Annotated in this window: 16 protein-coding genes; 3 read left to right on the plus strand and 13 right to left on the minus strand. The window is 68.3% G+C overall.

Annotated elements, in window-relative coordinates; translation table 11 throughout:
* Nucleotides 1-84: 84 nt before the first annotated feature.
* Complete coding sequence (locus ACV229_RS18870; RefSeq protein ID WP_448084627.1) at nucleotides 85-1,563, plus strand: efflux transporter outer membrane subunit; 1,479 nt, start codon at nucleotides 85-87, stop codon at nucleotides 1,561-1,563.
* 218 nt (nucleotides 1,564-1,781) lie between these two features.
* Here ACV229_RS18870 and ACV229_RS18875 read toward each other — a convergent pair whose 3' ends face one another.
* From ACV229_RS18875 to ACV229_RS18895, 5 genes are all read right to left on the minus strand, one after another.
* Complete coding sequence (locus ACV229_RS18875) at nucleotides 1,782-3,521, minus strand: L-tyrosine/L-tryptophan isonitrile synthase family protein (protein WP_448084628.1); 1,740 nt, start codon at nucleotides 3,519-3,521, stop codon at nucleotides 1,782-1,784.
* Nucleotides 3,518-3,988, minus strand: coding sequence for a protein tyrosine phosphatase family protein (locus ACV229_RS18880; protein WP_448084629.1), 471 nt, complete (start codon nucleotides 3,986-3,988; stop codon nucleotides 3,518-3,520). The genes ACV229_RS18875 and ACV229_RS18880 overlap by 4 nt, the downstream gene beginning before the upstream one ends.
* Nucleotides 3,989-4,088: 100 nt before the next feature.
* Nucleotides 4,089-5,105 (minus strand): L-tyrosine/L-tryptophan isonitrile synthase family protein, encoded by a 1,017-nt coding sequence (locus tag ACV229_RS18885; RefSeq protein WP_448084630.1) that lies wholly within the window; start codon nucleotides 5,103-5,105, stop codon nucleotides 4,089-4,091.
* A gap of 422 nt (nucleotides 5,106-5,527) precedes the next feature.
* On the minus strand, nucleotides 5,528-6,757 hold the full coding sequence (locus tag ACV229_RS18890) for an MFS transporter (RefSeq protein WP_448084631.1): 1,230 nt from the start codon (nucleotides 6,755-6,757) through the stop codon (nucleotides 5,528-5,530).
* Nucleotides 6,754-7,965, minus strand: a complete 1,212-nt coding sequence (locus ACV229_RS18895) for a serine hydrolase domain-containing protein (protein WP_448084632.1) — start codon at nucleotides 7,963-7,965, stop codon at nucleotides 6,754-6,756. Before ACV229_RS18895 ends, ACV229_RS18890 begins: the two co-directional genes overlap by 4 nt.
* A gap of 114 nt (nucleotides 7,966-8,079) precedes the next feature.
* On the opposite strand from ACV229_RS18895, the gene ACV229_RS18900 reads away from it, so the two are divergent.
* Both ACV229_RS18900 and ACV229_RS18905 read left to right on the plus strand, forming a co-directional pair.
* Nucleotides 8,080-8,970 (plus strand): LysR family transcriptional regulator, encoded by an 891-nt coding sequence (locus tag ACV229_RS18900; protein WP_448084633.1) that lies wholly within the window; start codon nucleotides 8,080-8,082, stop codon nucleotides 8,968-8,970.
* Between the two features lie 229 nt (nucleotides 8,971-9,199).
* Nucleotides 9,200-9,388 carry a hypothetical protein gene (locus ACV229_RS18905; protein WP_448084634.1) on the plus strand — a complete coding sequence of 63 codons (189 nt, stop codon included), beginning with the start codon at nucleotides 9,200-9,202 and terminating at the stop codon, nucleotides 9,386-9,388.
* 529 nt (nucleotides 9,389-9,917) lie between these two features.
* Here the strand turns inward: ACV229_RS18905 and ACV229_RS18910 are convergent.
* The 8 genes from ACV229_RS18910 to ACV229_RS18945 all read right to left on the minus strand — a co-directional run bounded on the left by ACV229_RS18910 (nucleotide 9,918) and on the right by ACV229_RS18945 (nucleotide 18,255).
* Entirely contained in the window at nucleotides 9,918-11,027 is a 1,110-nt protein-coding gene (locus ACV229_RS18910; RefSeq protein WP_448084635.1) for an ABC transporter ATP-binding protein, read from the minus strand.
* A 52-nt stretch (nucleotides 11,028-11,079) separates the two neighbouring features.
* Nucleotides 11,080-11,823, minus strand: coding sequence for an HAD family hydrolase (locus ACV229_RS18915; RefSeq protein WP_448084636.1), 744 nt, complete (start codon nucleotides 11,821-11,823; stop codon nucleotides 11,080-11,082).
* The gene (locus tag ACV229_RS18920; RefSeq protein ID WP_448084637.1) at nucleotides 11,820-12,671 is read right to left on the minus strand and encodes a carbohydrate ABC transporter permease; all 852 of its coding nucleotides are present in this window, start codon (nucleotides 12,669-12,671) and stop codon (nucleotides 11,820-11,822) included. Before ACV229_RS18920 ends, ACV229_RS18915 begins: the two co-directional genes overlap by 4 nt.
* Nucleotides 12,668-13,612, minus strand: coding sequence for a carbohydrate ABC transporter permease (locus tag ACV229_RS18925; protein WP_448084638.1), 945 nt, complete (start codon nucleotides 13,610-13,612; stop codon nucleotides 12,668-12,670). Before ACV229_RS18925 ends, ACV229_RS18920 begins: the two co-directional genes overlap by 4 nt.
* Nucleotides 13,613-13,735: 123 nt before the next feature.
* The gene (locus tag ACV229_RS18930; protein ID WP_448084639.1) at nucleotides 13,736-15,058 is read right to left on the minus strand and encodes an ABC transporter substrate-binding protein; all 1,323 of its coding nucleotides are present in this window, start codon (nucleotides 15,056-15,058) and stop codon (nucleotides 13,736-13,738) included.
* A gap of 50 nt (nucleotides 15,059-15,108) precedes the next feature.
* Nucleotides 15,109-16,452 carry a D-tagatose-bisphosphate aldolase, class II, non-catalytic subunit gene (locus tag ACV229_RS18935; RefSeq protein ID WP_448084640.1) on the minus strand — a complete coding sequence of 448 codons (1,344 nt, stop codon included), beginning with the start codon at nucleotides 16,450-16,452 and terminating at the stop codon, nucleotides 15,109-15,111.
* The gene (locus ACV229_RS18940) at nucleotides 16,440-17,396 is read right to left on the minus strand and encodes a sugar kinase (protein ID WP_448084641.1); all 957 of its coding nucleotides are present in this window, start codon (nucleotides 17,394-17,396) and stop codon (nucleotides 16,440-16,442) included. The genes ACV229_RS18935 and ACV229_RS18940 overlap by 13 nt, the downstream gene beginning before the upstream one ends.
* An 82-nt stretch (nucleotides 17,397-17,478) precedes the next feature.
* Entirely contained in the window at nucleotides 17,479-18,255 is a 777-nt protein-coding gene (locus ACV229_RS18945; protein ID WP_448084642.1) for an L-iditol 2-dehydrogenase, read from the minus strand.
* Between the last annotated feature and the right edge of the window lie 12 nt (nucleotides 18,256-18,267).

Consider the following 18,267-nt stretch of genomic DNA (forward strand, 5'->3'; position numbering starts at 1 on the left):
AGGACGTGATTGACACCATGTGACCAATTCGTACAATGGTCACACTCGAAACACCGCCTCTATTCTCTACCCTGAAGGGTCGTCATGCCGGTTTCCCATCGTTTTTTTGCATCGTTCCTCGCCGTCGGCGCGCTCGCCGGCTGCGCGGTCGGCCCCGACTACCAGCGGCCGGCCATTGCCGCACCCGATCGCTTCATCGGGCAAGCCGCGGTCGAGCAGCGTCCCGTCGCGACGGTCGCGGACCTCGGCGCATGGTGGACGGGCTTCGACGACCCTCTGCTGACGCGCTTCGTCGATCTCGCGCTGGAACAGAACCTCGACATCGCCCAGGCGACCGCGCGCGTCGCGCAGGCGCGCGCCGCGCTGGGCGCCGCCACAGCGGCGCTGCTGCCGAGCGGCAGCGTGATCGCCCAGGGGCAGAAGGTCTACCAGTCGGTCGATACGCCGCTCGGCCGGCTGCTCGACTCGACACCCGGCTTCTCCCGCAACGCCGCCTATTACGAGGGCGACGTCGGCGCGAGCTGGGAAATCGACCTGTTCGGCGGCTTGCGGCGCACCCGCGAGGCCGTGCGCGCCGAATACGAGGCGTCGGCCGCGGCCGCGGTCGCCACCCGGCTTGCCGTCGCCGCACAGACCGCGGATACCTACGTGACGATCCGCGGGCTGCAGGCGCGCCTCGCTGTCGCACGGCAGCAGGTCGACACCCGCCGGCGCCTGCTGGCCACGGTGCGGATGCAGCACCGCAATGGCGTTGCAGCCGAATTGCAGGTTCGCCAGGCGGAAGGCGCGCTGGCCCAGGTCGAGGCCACCGTGCCGGTGCTCGAAGCCGGGCTCGACGCAGCGCAGAACGCACTCGACGTGCTGGTCGGCGCGCAGCCCGGCACCCATCGGCCCGAACTGGACGCGGCCGCGCCGATTCCGGTTGCCCCGCGTCTTGCGGATGCCGGCACGCCGGGCGACCTGCTCCGCCGCCGCCCGGACCTGATCGTCGCCGAACGGCGGCTCGCGGCCGCGAATGCGCGCATCGGCGCGGCGATCGCCGAGTACTATCCGAAGCTGTCGCTGAGCGGCCTGATCGGCACGGCCGCCACCGCGTCCGGCGACCTGTTCACGCATGGCGCGACGCAGGCGCAAGGCATCCTCGGCCTGCGCTGGCGGCTGTTTGATTTCGGGCGCATCGACGCGCAGATCGCAGCGGCGCGCGGGCAGACCGCCGAGGCGCTCGCCGCCTATCGGCAGTCCGCGTTGCACGCATCCGAGGATGTCGAGGATGCGTTTTCGGCGCTCGTGAAGCGCGAGGCCCAGATGCGTACGCTCGAGCAGGGCGAAACCGCGCTGGCGCGCGCGCGGGAAACGTCGTTCGCGGCGTACCAGAGCGGCGTCGTGAGCCTGATCGAAGTGCTCGACGCCGACAGCGATCTGCTGCAGACGCGCGATGCGAAGGCACAGGCGCAGGCCGAGGCGGCCCGGGCGGCCATCGCGTCGTTCCGCGCACTGGGCGGCGGCTGGGAAGCTGCGCAGAACGCGCGAAACGATGCCCCGCTCGATGTCTCCGCACGCTGACTTCGGCGTCGTCACGCGCCGAACGCGCGAGCCGCCCGTGCGCTGCACGACGCGGGCGCGCATCCCATGTGCGGCGCACCGACAAACGAATGCCGCGGCTTGCGCCGCGGCATTTCCGTTTCGATGCACTGCGTGCCGGCCGGTCGCGCAGGGCCCGCGAAGGTGCAGCGGGCCGGTCCGCCGGCAAACGCCGGACCGGCCGAAGCACGACAGCGCGCTCAATACACCTGCACCCGCCACAACTCACGCGCCGCCGAGTCGCGCGACATTGCACGACGGCCGTGCAGCACGCTGTAGTTGTCGACCAGCACGATATCGCCGTCCACCCAGTCGTGCTCGACGAGGTACTCGCGTGCGTACGCGAGCGCATTGATCTGCTGCACGCTGTCGTCGGGCACGGTGCCCGGCGTCGCGACGCTCACCTCGAAACGCTGCAGCGTCGATTCGCTGCCTTCCTGATAGCGCAGCACCTTTTCGCCCGTGTCCGGGTGCGTGGCGATCAGCGGGAACGTCCGCGGCACGCCGCCGAAGTAGGTCATTTTCGTGTTGTAGGTCAGGCTCGTCTGCTCCCACGCGGCCAGCGTGCCCGCGTCGAGCTGGCGGACGATGCGGCGCGCGTCGACGAGCGTCGTCATGCCCTCGCCCCGTTTCGGCGCGGTCTTGCAGTACAGCGCAAACATCTTCGCGGAAAAGTATTCGTCCTGCTGCACGAGAGGATGCGTGAGCGGCAGCATGCTCAGGTCCCAGTGCAGCGGCACCGCCTCGAACGAATGCACGTAGCCGCTCGCGTCCTCTTCGGGCTTCACCTTGTGCACCGGTCCGAACTGCCAGACGTACAACTGGCCGAACTGCTCGGTGAACTTCACGAGCGCGGCCTCGTCGTCGACACGAAAGCCACGCAGCACGACGAAGCCGTGACGCCGCAGCATCGCTGCGAGCGCATCCTTCGACAACGCGCAGCAATCGATTCGGTCTGCTTCGTCGGTGTTCGGCTCGACCAGCAGGCCGAAGTCGTCGCGATGCACGACGCTGATCGCACAGCGATTCAGGACCGGATCGTCGCCTTCCGCGAAATACCAAGGTTCGCCGCCTTTCGTGACGAGCGCGGCGTTGACGGTTTGGTTGACCTGCGATTTGCTCAGCATGGCAAATTCTCCATTCTTTTTTTGAAGTAGTACGTTGCGCCAGGGCAGCGCACCATTGCCGCCCGCGGCATGCAACCTGATCGGAATCTTCTTGCTCCCCGCCGGCGCCGCATGGACGGTCAGCCGCAGGCCGGCAGGCAGCTTCGCGTCGAGAAAGCCGTCCAGCGCGACGCCGCGCTCCGCCATCCGTTGCGCAGCCCGCGCGAGCCGCGCGCGCGTCCCCGTATCCGCTTCGGCCAGCACGATCTGCCGTTCGCCGGCGAGCAGTGCGGTCAGCTCGGCGACGCGTTCGCCGCGGGCGTCGCGACGCTGGTCGTCGGCGTCGGGCCAGTACGGTGCAAGCGCGGCGTCGACGTCGGACGCAGCGCGATCGAACGACGGATCCACCGTCGAATACGAATGCCAGACGATGTTGCGCGACACGATCAGCTCACGCAGCGCACGGTGATATGCATTCGCGTCGGCCCGGCTCACGTCCAGCAGATCGAAGAACGTCAGCCCGTCGCTGAACAGGTCGATCACGCATCCTGGCGCGTAGAACCGGCGCACCGTCTCGCAGAACGCGTCGAGATAGCCGAGCGCGAGCTGTTCGCCGCAGTCAGGCAGCATGCCAAGCACCTTGTCGCGACGGTCCGGCGACTTGAGCGGAAAACCCGGCAACGTCAGCCGGATCGGCTGCCCGCGCGCCACGCACGCGCCGACATGCGCGTCAAGCGCGTCGCGCTGCGCAGCGGACAGGCTGTCGACATCTCCGCTGCGGCACAGCTGTCCGAACGCGCGCCGGAATTCGGCCACCATCGATGCACCGCTCATGACGCACGGCGCGCGCTCAGGTTCGCACGCAATGCCTGGACGAAGGTTTGCCAGACGGGAAACTCCGCGGTATTCCAGATGCCGGCGATCCATTCGTCCGCCTGCCCGGCAGACCAGCCGTCATGCAGCATCTTGTAGTGCGACACGAACACCGAGACGCGGTAGTTTGCCGCGCAATGCACGAGCGTCCTGCCGCCCGCCGCTTGCCGGAAGATGTCGGCGAACCGGTCGAAGTCCTCGAGCGCGGGCTGCTTGAAATCCACCGGCAGGAAGTGATACTGCATGCCATTGCGCCGCACGCAGCCTTCCTCGTCGTCGATCGAGTAACGCGTGTCGAATGGCGCGAGGTTGATGATCGTCGTCACGCCGTCCTGCGCCAGCTCGGCAAACTGCGCTTCGGTCGGCTGGCCGGCCGTCAGCGTATGCGCATCAATCCATTTCGCGTTGCGCATGTCGGAAAGATTCACGTTGTGCCTCCATTGCAGATGGAACGGGTTCGTCGCCGGCGCCCGCGGTGCGACGCGGCTGCCGACGAACGCCAATCGGGTGGAATGCGCGCCGCTCCGCTCAAGGAGAAACGGCTTCGGCGGCACCGGCGAACAGTTGCGGGTGATGGACGAAATGGCACGGCACGCCGTCCGAGAACACCAGCACCGAATTGCGCTCGTCGACCTCGGAGCGCTTCTTCAGCACGATCCGGTTGTTCTCGCGCACCGCCACCGAATGCCACGGCGTGAGCCACACGTCGTCGCAGTCGACGAGGCGGATGCCGATCTTCTTCGACACGCGGAACTGCGGATGAATCGACAGCCGCAGGCTGTTCGGAAACGCGTCCTCGATCAGCCGGCTCCACGCATTGCTGCGCTGGATGACGCGATACGCGTTGGAGCGGCTCATCTTCTGGATCGCCGTGTTGCTCCACGTCCGGAACCGCTCGATGCCGAGCGAATCCTCGTACAGGAAGCGCGTGATGCCGCGATACATCGCGCTCATCGCCGGATCGTCCTGGCATTGCCGCCGGATCCGCTCGACCGGATCGCTATAGGCGATCAGCAACTCCTCGCGTTTCGACGTGAGGTCGTCGAGATAGCCGAAGTGGCCTTTCAGGTCGAAGAACTCGAAGCTGCCGTCGAAATGCGCGGCCGCATGCGCCTCGAGGCTCTTCAGGTATTGCGCGACTTCATCGTCGCCAATGCTGACGACGTCCGAGAAACAGTAGCCGTCCGAACAGATGACGAGCTTCGCGCCCGGCTTGTAGATCGTGCCGATGCGTGTGCACAGTGCGGCCAGGTTCTTCAGCGCGTGCTTCTCCGCGAGATCGGGCAACGCGCCGAGGGTCTTCATCCGGTTCGGCGACTTGCCCGGAAACGCGGGCAGGAGCAGCCGGATCTGCCGATCGCTCGCGACGACGGGCAGGATCGCCTCGACATGCCAGTCCATCTCGGCTTCGATGTCACCGGGCCGACTGTCCTCCGTCGGATGCAGCTTGCGAAGCTTGAACACTTCGCGCACGATCGCGCGGGCGATCGAAAGCGCGTCGCACTCCACCGCGCGTGCTTGGGTCTCGTATAGATCGCACGACATTTCGGCCCTCTCGTGAATGGCTGAGGATGCGTTTGGCACGGCCGCGGCGGACGGTTGCGCCGCCGCTGCACTCCTCGTTGTTTTTGACATCGCGCGGCCGCATCCGGATGCGTTCGCCGGTCGCCGCGCGCTGACGCTTGCGCGATCGACAGGCCGGATGCGCCGTGTCCTAGCGTATGAGACGCGATATGGGCAAATTCGCCAATCGAACGTCGGCTGGAATTACAAAGCAAACGCTTCCCGCGCGATAGCTGTCCTTTCGGGTAGGAATTGCCAACAAGAAGCGCGTCGTTGGACGTGATTGTTTCCGATCGGTGCGACGAAGGAACGGAATGCGCGTGGCGGCGGCCCGTCAAGTCCGCCACCGGCGAGGATGGCTCGGCGGCGCCGGAAGCGCACGCACCCTGATACGCGGCGCGCGCTCACGCCGCCATTCGCGGCACCGCAAACCCGTGCCGCCGCGCGCGCCACACGCCGATCCCCGCCGGCACGAGCAGCACGACGAGCACCCACGGCATCACGCCCGCACCGGGCCCATCGAGCAGCAGGCCGCCGACGATGCCGCCGCCCGCGATCGCGAGGTTCCACACGGTCACGATCATCGATTGCGCGACGTCGGCGGCCTCCCCCGCCGCGTTCGCCGACGCCGTCTGAAACAGCGTCGGCGCGCCGCCGAACGCGAGCCCCCACAGCACGACGCCCGCGTAGACGACCGGCTGGCCGCCACCCACGCCGAGCATCAGCGCCGCCAGTGCGAACAGCGCGATGCTCGCGAGCGTCAGGCGCCGCAGCGCGTGGCCGATCCACGCGCCCGTCAGCGCAATGCCGACCAGCGACGCGACGCCGAACGCGAACAGCACCGCGTCGACCTGCCCGCCCATCCGCACGCCCGCGAGAAACGGCGCCACGTAGGTATAGAGGATGTTGTGCGCAAGCACGTAAGCGAACATCACGGCGAGCACCGACTGCACGCCGGGCAGCCGCAGCACATCCAGCACGGGCTGGCGCGCACCGGCGGGCTGCCCCGGATGATCGGGCAGCCGCGTGCGCACCCACGCCATCAGCGCGAGCGCCGCCACCGTGATGCCGCCGAACGCGACCCGCCAGCCGAACGCGGCACCGAGCGCGGTGCCCGCCGGAATGCCGATCGACATCGCGACCGGCGCGCCGAGCATCGCGACCGCAATCGCGCGGCCGCGCAGCGCGTCGCCGACCATCCGGCTCGCGTAGCCGGCCAGCAGCGCCCACAGCAGGCCTGCCGACATCCCCGCGACGAAGCGCGCGGCGAGCGTGAGCGCGTAGTACGGCGACGCGGCCGTCAGCGCGTTCGACACGACGAAGCCGGCGAGCGCCGCGAGCAGCAGCCTGCGCCGGCGCAGCCCGCGCGTCGCGGCGACGAGCGGAATCGCCGCGACGATCGAGCCGAGCGCGTAGATGGTCACGAGCTGGCCGACCAGCGCCTCGGGCACGCGCAGATCGTGGCCCATCAGCGGCAGCAGGCCGGCGGGCAGCGCCTCGGTGAGGATCGTGATGAAACCGGCCGTCGCGAGCGCCAGCAGGTTCGCGACAGGCAGGCGTTCATCACGCTCTTCACGCTCATTGCGCCCTTCCGTACACGCGAGCCCGGCCGGCGTGGATGTCGCGTCGCTCATGCCGCCTCCCGTTCGCCGACGCCGTAAACCGCATCGCGCACATCGGCGACGAAGCGTCCGTGCATCCCTTCGTACAGCGTGTTGGTCAACGCGACGACCGTCAGCCCGGCCGCCCGGTCGACGAACCACGCGTGCCCGTACGCGCCGCCCCAGCGCCATGTGCCCGCGGGTTCCGGCGACTGCGCGGCAGCCGGATCGCGCAGCACCGAGAACCCGAGCCCGAAGCCGAATCCCGGCGCGGCCGGCAGGTCGTGCGCGCCTGGCTGCACGCGGCCCATCTCGTCGGTCCACGCGGTGTCCAGCCAGCCCGCGCGGCCAGTGCGCAACGCGTCGAGCAGCGCAAGGCAGTCGCGCGCGGTGCCGACCATGCCCGCGCCACCCGACGCAAAGGCATCCGCATCGAACGCGCGAGCCGGCTCGTAGCGAATGCCGACCGTGCCGTCGTACACCGGCGCGATGTCGAACGCTTCCATCCGGCGCGGCGCGCCGGAAGTGCTCACGTAAGGCGTCGCGAGCCGCGCGGCGTCGTGCGCGACGAACCCGGTGTCGGTCATGCCAAGCGGCGTCGTGACGAGCGCTGCGACTGCTTCGCCGAGCGGCCGCCCGTCGACCGCCTCGATCAGCGCGCCGACCACGTCCGTCGCCAGCGAATACGCCCACGACGTGCCGGGCGCGAACTGCAGCGGCACGCCGGCAATGCGCCGCAGGTTTTCGGCGAGCGTGATGTCCGCGCGGTCCATCCCGTCGGAGACGCCGGCGCGCGCGTACGGGCCGTCGCTGTCGGCTTCAAGGAAGCGGTAGCCGAGCCCTGCCGTGTGCGACAGCAGATGGCGCAACGTGATGCGCGCGGGCCCGCCATCGCTGCCGATCGGGCCGGGCAGCGGCGGACGGAACGCGGGCAGCCAGCGCGTCACCGGCTCGTCGAGCCCGATCCGGCCGGCCGCGACGAGCCGCATCGCCGCGGCCGTCACGATCGGCTTCGACACCGACGCGAGCCGGAACAGCGTGTCCTCGCGCATCGGCGTGCCCGCTTCCCGGTCGGCGAACCCCGCGGCGCGCGCATAGTGCAGTTCGCCGTGACGGGCGACCAGCACGACCGTGCCGACCACGCACTCGTTGGCGAGCGCGCGCTCGAGCGCCGCGTCGAGCCGCGCGCGCAACGCGGCGGCCGGTTCGTGTTCGTGCATGACGGCAGGCAGGGATAACATGGGATGACCTCGGAAGATGAACGAGCGCCCATCGTAGGAGGCCTGCCAAACAAGAAAAACTGGGCTAGAGTTCCGGACAATCCGGACATCGACGTCCGCAATCGGGAACCGTGAATGGAAAGTCTGAGCGGCTTCGTGGTGTTCGTTCAGGTCGCGGAAACGCGCAGCTTCGTCGCAGCCGGACGCGCGCTCGGGCTGTCCGCGTCGGCGGTCGGCAAGCGGATCGCGCGGCTCGAGACGCGCCTGAGCGTACGCCTCTTTCATCGCAGCACGCGCAGCATCACGCTGACGGCGGAAGGCACGCGCTTTCTCGAGCGCTGCCGGCGCGTGCTCGCGGAGATCGACGCGGCCGAACGGGAACTGACGCACAGCGCCGAAGCGCCGCGCGGACGACTGCGCGTGAGCCTGCCGACGATCGGCTCGCTGATGCTGCCGATGCTCGCCGACTTCATGACCGCGTATCCGGAGATCGAGCTCGACCTCGATTTCAGCGACCGGCTCGTCGACGTCGTCGACGAAGGCTTCGACGCGGTGATGCGCACGGGCCGGCCGTCGGATTCACGGCTGTCGTCGCGGCTGCTCGGCCATTTCCGCCAGTACCTCGTCGCGTCGCCCGGCTACCTCGAGCGGCACGGCACGCCGCGCACGCCGGCCGACCTCGCGGCGCACCGTTGCCTGCACTATCGCTTCCCGAGCAGCGGCAAGCTCGAGACCTGGCCGCTGATGACGCCGCTCACGCCCGCGGACACGCCGCCCGTCATCCCCGTGTCGATGGTCAGCAACAACGCGGAGACGCGCCAGTGCTTCGCGCTGCGCGGGCTCGGCATCGCATGCCTGCCCGAATTCTTCGTCCGCGACGCGCTCGACAGCGGCGCGCTGCGCGCGGTGCTCGACGAGCACGTCGACAGCCGCACGCCGTTCTACGTGCTGTGGCCGTCAGGCCGGCACCCGACGCCGAAGCTGCGCGCGTTCGTCGATCACGTCGCGAGCTGCCTGCGCCTCTGACGCGCGTGAGCGCACGCTGCGGTCACCGGGCCTGCCGGCCTCATTGGGCTTACGAAAAAAATGGCTCAAATACTATAGGCGACGAAATCCCGTTTCCACACAATCCAATGCACCCGGTTACGGCGTGCGCAGATGAACACCTCGGTTTTCACCTTCTTATCGGATAGAGCACCGTTCATTCAAGACTATTATCAGAATCAATTCCATGCGAATACTGGATACCGAGTCGATGAAGATCACGTCTGTCGGAATCACTGAACCGCAGTGCATCGCCGGCTTCACTGGAGCCGCCTGGATCCTAGTAGCATTCCTCATCAAATCCGCCTCCGGTGCCAACAACGTCGCAGCTCTCGGCACGAATGTCGGCGGGCTCGTTTGTCACGAACTGACGGCGGACTCCGAAGATGGCGACGGCTAGTACGCTATTTCTATCAGTGGTGATGGGAGTCGTCGCGCTATCCAACCTTGCGCCACGCGTGCTTCCATCAAAATTCGCTTCCTTGATCGTCTTGATCGTCGTAGTGGCGGAATTATGCGGAGTGATCGACCGTTTTGCGCCACATTGAGAGCGACGACCTGAATCGTATCGATAACAGGACCAACCGCCTCTATCGGCAGGTCGCTCCTGTCAACGTCATGCGACAACGACGTGCCCCACCAATACCCGTCTTCTACCATCGTTGGGTAAAAGAAAGCGAGCCCGGTTTCGAACTCCAGATCATCTGGAAATTTTAAGTTCGACACGCTGCTGAAGCGCCCGACGATCGCGCTCGCCGGTGGCCCGAAGAACCTCGATGCGGTGATCCCCGCGCTGCGCGTCGGCTGGCTGTTCGGGCTCATCGCCAACGAGACGTGGCGCACCCATCGCTGGACGTGTAGCCGACGCAGCGGGCGTCACCCGCTGCATGCGGCCGCGTCGAACCACCTGCGCTTCTACCCGCGCGCATTCACGCGGCCTTCGCGTGCGGGCTCAGGCGCCGGAACGCCTGCCCCTGCTCGTCGAACAGGTGGCAATGCTCCGGTTCCGCGAACACGTGAAGCCCCTCGCCCGTGCGGTACGTATCGAGCGGCGGGATCCGCGCGATCAGGCCGTCCGGTGCGACCGGCGACTCCGCGTACAGATACGCGGCATCGCCGAGCGATTCGACGGCCATCGTCTTCGCGTCGACGCCGAACGCGTTCGGCCCGACCTTCAGGTGCTCGGGCCGGATCCCGACCGTCACCGCCGCGCCGCGCTGCAATCCGGCCGCGTCGACCGACACGCGCTGCGTCGCGCCGCCGTCGAAGCGCACGAGCACCCCGCCGGCATCGACCGACTCGGCCGTGCCGCGCAGGAAGTTCATCTTCGGCGAGCCAATGAAGCCCGCGACGAACTGGTTCGCCGGCGCGTGGTACAGCGTGTTCGGCGTGCCGACCTGCTGCACGCTGCCGCCCGACAGCACGACGATCTTGTCCGCAAGCGTCATCGCCTCGACCTGGTCGTGCGTCACGTAGATCATCGTCGTCTTCAGCTCGTCGTGCAGCCGCGCGAACTCGAGCCGCATCTTCACGCGCAGCGCCGCGTCGAGGTTCGACAGTGGTTCGTCGAACAGGAACACCTTCGGCTTTCTCGTGATCGCACGGCCGATCGCGACCCGCTGCCGCTGGCCGCCGGACAACTGCTTCGGCTTGCGCTCGAGCAGGTGGTCGATGTGCAGGATCTTCGCGGCCTGCCTCACCGCCTGGTCGATCTCGGGCTTCTTCGCGCCGGCGAGCTTCAGGCCGAACGCCATGTTGTCGTACAGCGTCATGTGCGGATACAGCGCATACGACTGGAACACCATCGCGATGCCGCGCTTCGCGCTCGGCACGTCGTTGACCTTCGCGCCGTCGATCAGCAGGTCGCCGCTCGAGATGTCCTCGAGCCCCGCGATCATCCGCATCAACGTGGATTTGCCGCAGCCGCTCGGCCCGACGAACACGACGAATTCGCCGTCGGCGATGTCGAGGTTCACGTTGCGCAGCACTTCGTTGTCTTCGTAGCGCTTCGCGATGTTGCGCAGGAGCACGCTTGCCATGATTTGTCTCCGTTGAGTTCGTTTGATGCGCCGCCCGCGGGCGGCGCGTCGATTACTGCGGCAGCACGGCGCCCGTCGCCTGCCAGCGCGCGACGTAGCCGGGCAGCTCATGCATGTCCGCGAATACGTGGCGGGCGCCGATCCCGCGCAGCGCGTCGACCTGCGCGGGCGACGCGTGCCCCGCGCCGACGAAGCCGAGCACGGTCATCCCGGCCGCGGCCGCCGCGGTGATGCCGGTCGCGCTGTCCTCGACGACGAGGCACTGCGCGGGCGCGACGCCCAGTGTGTGCGCGGCGGCGAGATAGACGTCCGGCGCTGGCTTCGGGCGCGCGACGGCGTCCGCGCAGAACAGCCGCTCGCCGAAGAAGCGCTTGAGCCCGGTGCGCGCGAGCGCGGCCTCGACGTACGCGCGGTAGCTGTTGCTCGCGCACGCGATCGTCAGCGTGAGCGCATCAAGCGCCGCCGCGATGCCTTCTACGGCCGGCGCGGTCACCGCCGCGGCTTCGACCATGCGCCGGATCGCGTCGACGTCGGCCGCGGTCAGCACGCGGCCGGCCGCTTCGCTCGCGCCGGCGAGCACGCGCTCGATCCGCAGCCCGAGCAGCGGCATCACGGCCGGCCGCACGTCGACGCCGGGCCAGCGCGCTTCGAGCTCGTGCACCAGAACGTCGGCGGCCACCGCCTCGCTGTCGATCAGCACGCCGTCGCAATCGCAGATCAGCACGCTCCCGCCTTCGCCGGCAGCACCTTTGCCGGCCGCGCCTTCACCGGTAGCACCTTCGCCGGCCGCGCTCATTTGACCGCCCCGAATGTGAGCCCGCGCACGAGCTGCTTCTGCGACAGCCAGCCGACGATCAGGATCGGCGCGACCGCGAGCAGGGATGCGGCGGACAGCTTCGCCCAGAACAACCCTTCCGGACTCGAGTACGACGCGATGAACACCGTCAGCGGCGCCGCATTCGAGCTCGACAGGTTGATGCTCCAGAACGCTTCGTTCCACGACAGGATCACGAGCAGCAACGCGGTCGATGCAAGCCCCGGCAGCGCCATCGGCATCAGCAGGTAGACGATCTCCTGCCACGTCGACGCGCCGTCGATGCGCCCTGCCTCGAGGATGTCCCTCGGGATCTCGTTGAAGTACGTGAACGTCATCCACACCGCGATCGGCAGGTTGATCAGCGTGTACACGATCACGAGCCCCGATACGGTGTCGAGCAGCCCCGCGTTCTTCCACAACAGGTAGATCGGCACCAGCACGCCGACCGACGGCATCATCTTCGTCGACAGCATCCACAGCAGCACCTTCTGCGTGCGGCGGTTCGGGAAGAACGCCATCGCATACGCGGCGGGCACCGCGAACAGCAGGGAGATCACCGTGACGCCGGCCGAGATCAGCACCGAGTTCCACGCGAACCCGAAGTAGTTGCTGCGCGCGAACACCTCGCGGAAGCTGTCGAGCGTCGGGATGAAGAACAGCGTCGACGCGTACGCCTGCTGCTCGGTCTTGAACGCGGTGATCGCCATCCAGAAGATCGGGAAGAACAGCAGCAGCGCGATCAGCCACGCGAGCGCGCCGGGCAGCGCGCGCCGCAGCAGGTCGAGCACGGCCGGCGTGCGCCGGGTTTCGAGAGTCAGGTCGCTCATTTCTCGTACTCCCCCTTCAGGTTGCGCGCGAGCATCCGCACAAGGAAGAACGACACGACGTTCGCGACCACGACGGCGAGAATCCCGCCCGCGGACGCGAGGCCGACGTCGAACTGCTGCAGGCCGAGCGCATAGATCAGGTACGACAGGTTGGTCGTCGCGTTGCCGGGGCCGCCGCCCGTCGTCGTGTAGATCTCCGCGAAGATCGACAGCAGGAAGATCGTCTCCATCATCACGACGACCGCGATCGCGCGCTTCAGGTGCGGCAGCGTGATGTAGAAGAACATCGCGAACGGGCCCGCGCCGTCGATGCGCGCCGCTTCCTTCTGCTCCTGGTCGAGCGACTGAATCGCGGTGAACAGGATCAGGAATGCGAACGGCAGCCACTGCCACGCGACGATGATGATCACCGCGGTCAGCGGATAGTCGGCGAACCAGTCGATCGGCGTCATGCCGAGCGCGCGCATCGCGGTCGCGACGAGCCCGTACACGGGGTGCAGGATCATGTTCTTCCAGATCAGCGCGGACACGGTCGGCATCACGAAGAACGGCGCGATCGCGAAAAGGCGCGCGATGCCCTGCCCGTAGAACTTGCGGTCGAACAGCACGGCCATCAGCACGCCGCCGACCACGGTGATCGCGAGCACCGCGCCGATCAGCACGAGCGTGTGCCAGATCGCCGGCAGGAACGACGGATCAGTCGCGAGGAACCGGTAGTTGTCGAGTCCGGCGAAACCCTTCTGGTCCGGATTGAGCAGGTTGTAGCGCGAGAACGAGAACCAGATCGTCATCGCGAGCGGGATCGACATCCACAGCACCAGCACCGCGACGGACGGCGAGACGAGCCAGCTCGCGCCGCTGCGCGGGCGGCTCGGCGTTGGCGGCGACGACGAGTCGCCGGCCGACGCCGCATGGCTCAAGGGAAGACGTAAGTGACGCATGATCGGGACCACCTCCGATTGAAACGCGGGCGCGACCGCCTGCCCGCCTTGCTGCTTCGGTACGCGCGCCGCGCGCGAACGCGCGGCATTCGCTTCGTTACTGCTCAGCGTTACTGCTCCGCATTACTTCTGATAGCCGGCCTGCCGCACCGCGCGATCGGCCGCGGCCTGCCCGGCCGCGAGCGCCTGGTCGACCGTCATCTGTCCGGCCACCGCGCCCGCGATGCCCTGCCCGACGACCGTGCCGAACGACTGGAACTCAGGAATCCCGACGTACTGCACGCCCGTGTACGGCACCTTCTTCGCCGACGGGTCGTTCGGGTCGGCCGTCTCGATCGCCTTCAGTACGAAGTCGGAGAACGGTGCGGCCGCCTTGTACTCGGCGCGCTGGTAGGTCGACGTGCGCGTGCCCGGCGGCACCGACGCCCAGCCTTCATCCTTGCCGACCATCTCGATGTACTGCTTCGACGTCGCCCACGCGATGAACTTCTTCGCCGCGTCCTGCTGCTTCGACGTCTTCGGGATCGCGAGTGCCCACGCCCACAGCCAGTGCGAGCCCTTCGGCGTCGCCGCGACCGGCGCGGCCGCGAACCCGATCTTGTCCGCGACCTGCGACTGCTGCTTGTTGTAGAGCATCCCGGCCGCGACTGTCGCGTCGATCCACATCGCGCACTTGCCGGACGCAGTCAGCGTCAGGTTCTCGTTGAAACCGTTCGAGCTCGCTCCCGGCGGGCCGTCCTTCTTCAGCAGGTTCACGTAGAAACCGATCGCCTTCTTCCACTCGGGCGACGTGACCTGCGCGTTCCACTTGTCGTCGAACCAGCGTCCGCCGAACGTGTTGACGACGGTCGACACGTACGCCATGTTCTCGCCCCAGCCGGCCTTGCCGCGCAAGCAAATGCCGTAGATGCCGTTCGACTTGTCGGTCAGCTTGTCGGCAAACTCGGCGATCTGGTCATAGGTCGGCTGGTCGGGCATCTTGAGGCCCTTCGCCGCGAACAGGTCCTTGCGATAGAACGTCATCGAGCTTTCGACGTAGAACGGCAGCGCGTACAGCTGGCCGTTGTACGACAGGCTGTCGCGCGCGGTCTTGATCACGTCGTTCAGGTCGTATTCGGCCGGCAGGTTCGTCATCGGCGCGAGCCAGCCGCGCTTGCCCCATTGCGGCGTCTCGTAGGTGCCGATCGCCATCACGTCGAACTGGCCGCTGCCCGTCGTGATGTCGGTCGTCGCGCGCTGGCGCAGCACGTTCTCCTCGAGGATCACCCAGTTCAGCTTGACGTCGGGGTTCGCTTTCTCGAACGCCGGCGACAGCTTCTTCAGCTCGATCATGTCGGGGTTGTTCAGCGTAGCGATCGTCAGCGTCGCCGCGTGCGCGGCCCAGCCGGCGGTCGCGAGCGCGGCTGCGGCGAAACAGCGTGCGGCGGTGGGCATCTTTCGTTGCATGGCTTGTCTCCTGAGTGTTGTCGGTTTGTCGTCAGTCGAAGGACGGCCGGTCATCCCGGCCGCTGCATTCCGCACGCGCGCGCATATCGTGCGATCACGTCGCGTATCCGGTGCCGGACCCACGCGCGCGGGTCCGCTGCGAGGGCGCCCGTGCGGCGCGCCGCATAGACGTCCGGCAGCCACTGCGCAACGAGCGTCTCGGGCACGGGCTGCCGCGCGAGGTTGCCGAACAGCCGCTCGACGGCCGCCGCGACGGCTGGCTGCAGCCAGTAGTAGCGAATGCGGTCGCTGTAGCTGAACTGCCGCGCGAGGTGCTGTGCGGATTCGTCGCCACGGTAGTACGGCGCCCAGTGTTCGGGCTGCGCGCGCATCGCGTCGTCGACGACATCGCGCAGTCGCGAGCGCTGCGCCGCGTCGCCGATCAGCGCGTCCTCGATGAACGTGAGCGCGAACAGCGCCTCGCGCAGCGCGAACGTCAGCGCGGGGCCGACCTTCAGGATCGCGAAATGGTCACGCACGAGCGCGCCGAGCGCGGCTTCGGTCTGGTAATCGGTCGAATGCGCCTCAAACACCAGGCGCGGCATGCGCAGGATGCTCGCGCCGAGTGCCGCGGCCTGCGCGCTGTCGTAGTCGAGCACGTGGCGATCGTCGAAATCGACGCCCGGCTGCGCGACGATCGCGACGACGCGCGTCCACGCGTCGTCGAGGCCGTACGCCGCGAACGCCGCGCGGTGCGCGTCGAGCGTCGCCGCAATGCTGTCGGTGCGCGTCACCGCGATCCGCGCGATCGCATCGCCGTCGCCGCTCGTTTCGCCGCCGGGCGTCGGCACCTCGGTGCCGATCACGTAGACGGGCGTCACGCCGGCGCGCTGCGCCGCATCTTCCGCCGCGCGGCACAGCGCCGCCGCGCGCGCGGCGATCGTGCGGTCGTCGAGCGGCGCCGCGTCGTCCGCGCAGCGCATGCTCGCGTCGAGATGGATCTTCGCGAAGCCCGCTTCGACGTAAGCGGCGACCATCGCCTGCGCTTCGCGCATCGCGTCCGCGGCACGGCGGTGACGCCACGGGTTCGGGCCCAGATGGTCGCCGCCGAGCACGAGCGCGGACGATGCGAGCCCGCAGCGCGCGGCGATCGCGTCGACGTCGCGCCGGAAATCGGCAGGCGTCATCCCCGTGTAGCCGCCCTGATGGTTCACCTGGTTGCAGGTCGCCTCGATCAGCAGCGCCGATCCGTCCGTGCGCGCGGCCTCGCACGCAGCTTCCAGCACGAGCGCGTGCGCACTGCACACTGCATAGATGCCGCGCTGCGCGTCGGTGCGGTTCGCATCGAAGATCATGCGCAACACGGCTTCCGCATGCGCGGTGCGCGGGCGTTCGACGGTCGTCAGGCCGGGCATGCTACACCTCGCGCTGTCAAGAAGCGGTCGATCTCCGCGACGCTGCTGTTGCCCTCCATCGGCCCGCGCCGCGTGACCGCGATCGCGCCCGCGGCGTTCGCGCGGCGCAGCGCGGCGTCGATCGGCAGCCCGTCGACGAGGCTCGCGACCAGCGTGCCGCCGAAGCAGTCGCCCGCGCCCGTCGGGTCGCGTTCGTCGACCGGATACGCGTGCGCATCGACGCGCGTCGCGCGATCGAACGCGACGCTGCCGGCCGCGCCGCGCTTGAGCACGACGCGCTCGAGCAGCGGATGGGTCGCGAGCAGCCCCGCGATCGCACGCTCGGCCGGCTGCGGGCCGCAGAAGAACGGCAGGTCGGCCTCGCTCGGCAGGAACAGGTGGCACGCGGCGAGCATGTCGTCCAGTGCCGCGCGCATCGGCGCGAAGCTCAGCATCTCGGGCCGCACGTTCGGATCGAACGAAATCCTGGCGCCCGCGCGCGCCGCTTCGATCACGCCGCGCTTGATCGCCGCGATCGCGGATTCGCTTGTCAGCGACGAGCCCATCACGTGGAAGTAGCGGCAGCCGTCGAACATGCGCGCGTCGAGGTCCGCGGCCTCGAGGCATGCGGCCGCGCTCGTCGCGAGATTGAAGACGAAGCTGCGCGAGCCGTCGTCGCGGTACGCGACGAACGCGGTGCCGGTCGGCCGCGCGACGCGGCGGATGCAGCCGACGTCGACGCCGTCGCGCGCGAGCCGCGCGACGATCGCGTCACCGAACGCATCGCGGCCGACGCAGCCCGCATACGCGACGCGCGCGCCGAGCCGCGCGGCCTGGTCTGCGAAAATTGCAGGCGCACCGCTCGGGAACGGGCCTTCGAACGCGCCGGGCGCATCGAAGCCCTGTCCTCGCTCGGCGGCGACGAATTCGGCCAGCAGTTCGCCGGCGGCGACGATCGCAGCCATTATGCGGGCCCTCTCATGACGGCTGCGCCGGGAGCCGGCGAATGGGGCGAACGGGGTGAACGCGGGAGCCGTTTCATCGGTGTCAGCTCATCCAGTTGCCGCCGTCGACGTTCAGCGTCTGGGCGGTGATGTAGTCGGCATCGGCCGACGCGAGGAACAGCGCGGCGCCCGTCAGGTCGGCGGGCAGCCCCATCCGGCCGAGCGGCACGGCCTCGCCGACGAGCCGCTTCTTCTCGCCGAGCGGCCGGTTCTCGTAGCGCGCGAAGAGGGCATCGACCTGCTCCCACATCGGCGTGTCGACGACGCCCGGCGCGATCCCGTTCACGTTGATCCGGTGTGGCGCGAGCGCGAGCGCCGCCGACTGCGTATAGCTGATTACCGCGGCCTTCGTCGCGCAGTAGTGCGAAACGAGCGCCTCGCCGCGACGACCGGCCTGCGACGACATGTTGACGATCTTGCCGCCGCGCCCCTGCTCGACCATCCGCTGCGCGACGGCCTGCATCAGGAAGAACAGTCCCTTCACGTTGACCGCGAACAGGCGGTCGAACACGTCCCAGGATTCGTCGAGGATCGGGCGCATGTCGAACAGCGCCGCGTTGTTGAACAGGATGTCGACGCCGCCGAACCGCTCGACCGCGGTCGCGACGATGCGCGCGATGTCGTCGCGGCGGGTGACGTCCGCCGTCACCGCGACCGCGCGGCCCGGGTTGGCTTCGATGAGCCGAGCGAGCGACCCGCCGGCCGGTTTCACGTCGACGAGCACGCAGCGCGCGCCCTCTTCCAGATAGCGCTGCGCGACCGCTTCGCCGATGCCGCTCGCGGCGCCCGTCAGGATCGCGACCTTGTCCTGCAATCTCACTGGCTGTCTCCG

Source organism: Burkholderia sp. MR1-5-21 (assembly GCF_053427715.1).

Bases quoted from the DNA above. Each gene is read 5' to 3' on its own strand.
- ACV229_RS18875 (WP_448084628.1), bottom strand. From the start codon at position 3,521: ATGAGCGGTGCATCGATGGTGGCCGAATTCCGGCGCGCGTTCGGACAG.
- ACV229_RS18940 (WP_448084641.1), bottom strand. From the start codon at position 17,396: ATGGCTGCGATCGTCGCCGCCGGCGAACTGCTGGCCGAATTCGTCGCC.
- ACV229_RS18910 (WP_448084635.1), bottom strand. From the start codon at position 11,027: ATGGCAAGCGTGCTCCTGCGCAACATCGCGAAGCGCTACGAAGACAAC.
- ACV229_RS18915 (WP_448084636.1), bottom strand. From the start codon at position 11,823: ATGAGCGCGGCCGGCGAAGGTGCTACCGGTGAAGGCGCGGCCGGCAAA.
- ACV229_RS18905 (WP_448084634.1), top strand. From the start codon at position 9,200: ATGAAGATCACGTCTGTCGGAATCACTGAACCGCAGTGCATCGCCGGC.
- ACV229_RS18885 (WP_448084630.1), bottom strand. From the start codon at position 5,105: ATGTCGTGCGATCTATACGAGACCCAAGCACGCGCGGTGGAGTGCGAC.
- ACV229_RS18895 (WP_448084632.1), bottom strand. From the start codon at position 7,965: ATGTTATCCCTGCCTGCCGTCATGCACGAACACGAACCGGCCGCCGCG.
- ACV229_RS18890 (WP_448084631.1), bottom strand. From the start codon at position 6,757: ATGAGCGACGCGACATCCACGCCGGCCGGGCTCGCGTGTACGGAAGGG.
- ACV229_RS18930 (WP_448084639.1), bottom strand. From the start codon at position 15,058: ATGCAACGAAAGATGCCCACCGCCGCACGCTGTTTCGCCGCAGCCGCG.
- ACV229_RS18900 (WP_448084633.1), top strand. From the start codon at position 8,080: ATGGAAAGTCTGAGCGGCTTCGTGGTGTTCGTTCAGGTCGCGGAAACG.
- ACV229_RS18935 (WP_448084640.1), bottom strand. From the start codon at position 16,452: ATGCCCGGCCTGACGACCGTCGAACGCCCGCGCACCGCGCATGCGGAA.
- ACV229_RS18870 (WP_448084627.1), top strand. From the start codon at position 85: ATGCCGGTTTCCCATCGTTTTTTTGCATCGTTCCTCGCCGTCGGCGCG.
- ACV229_RS18920 (WP_448084637.1), bottom strand. From the start codon at position 12,671: ATGAGCGACCTGACTCTCGAAACCCGGCGCACGCCGGCCGTGCTCGAC.
- ACV229_RS18925 (WP_448084638.1), bottom strand. From the start codon at position 13,612: ATGCGTCACTTACGTCTTCCCTTGAGCCATGCGGCGTCGGCCGGCGAC.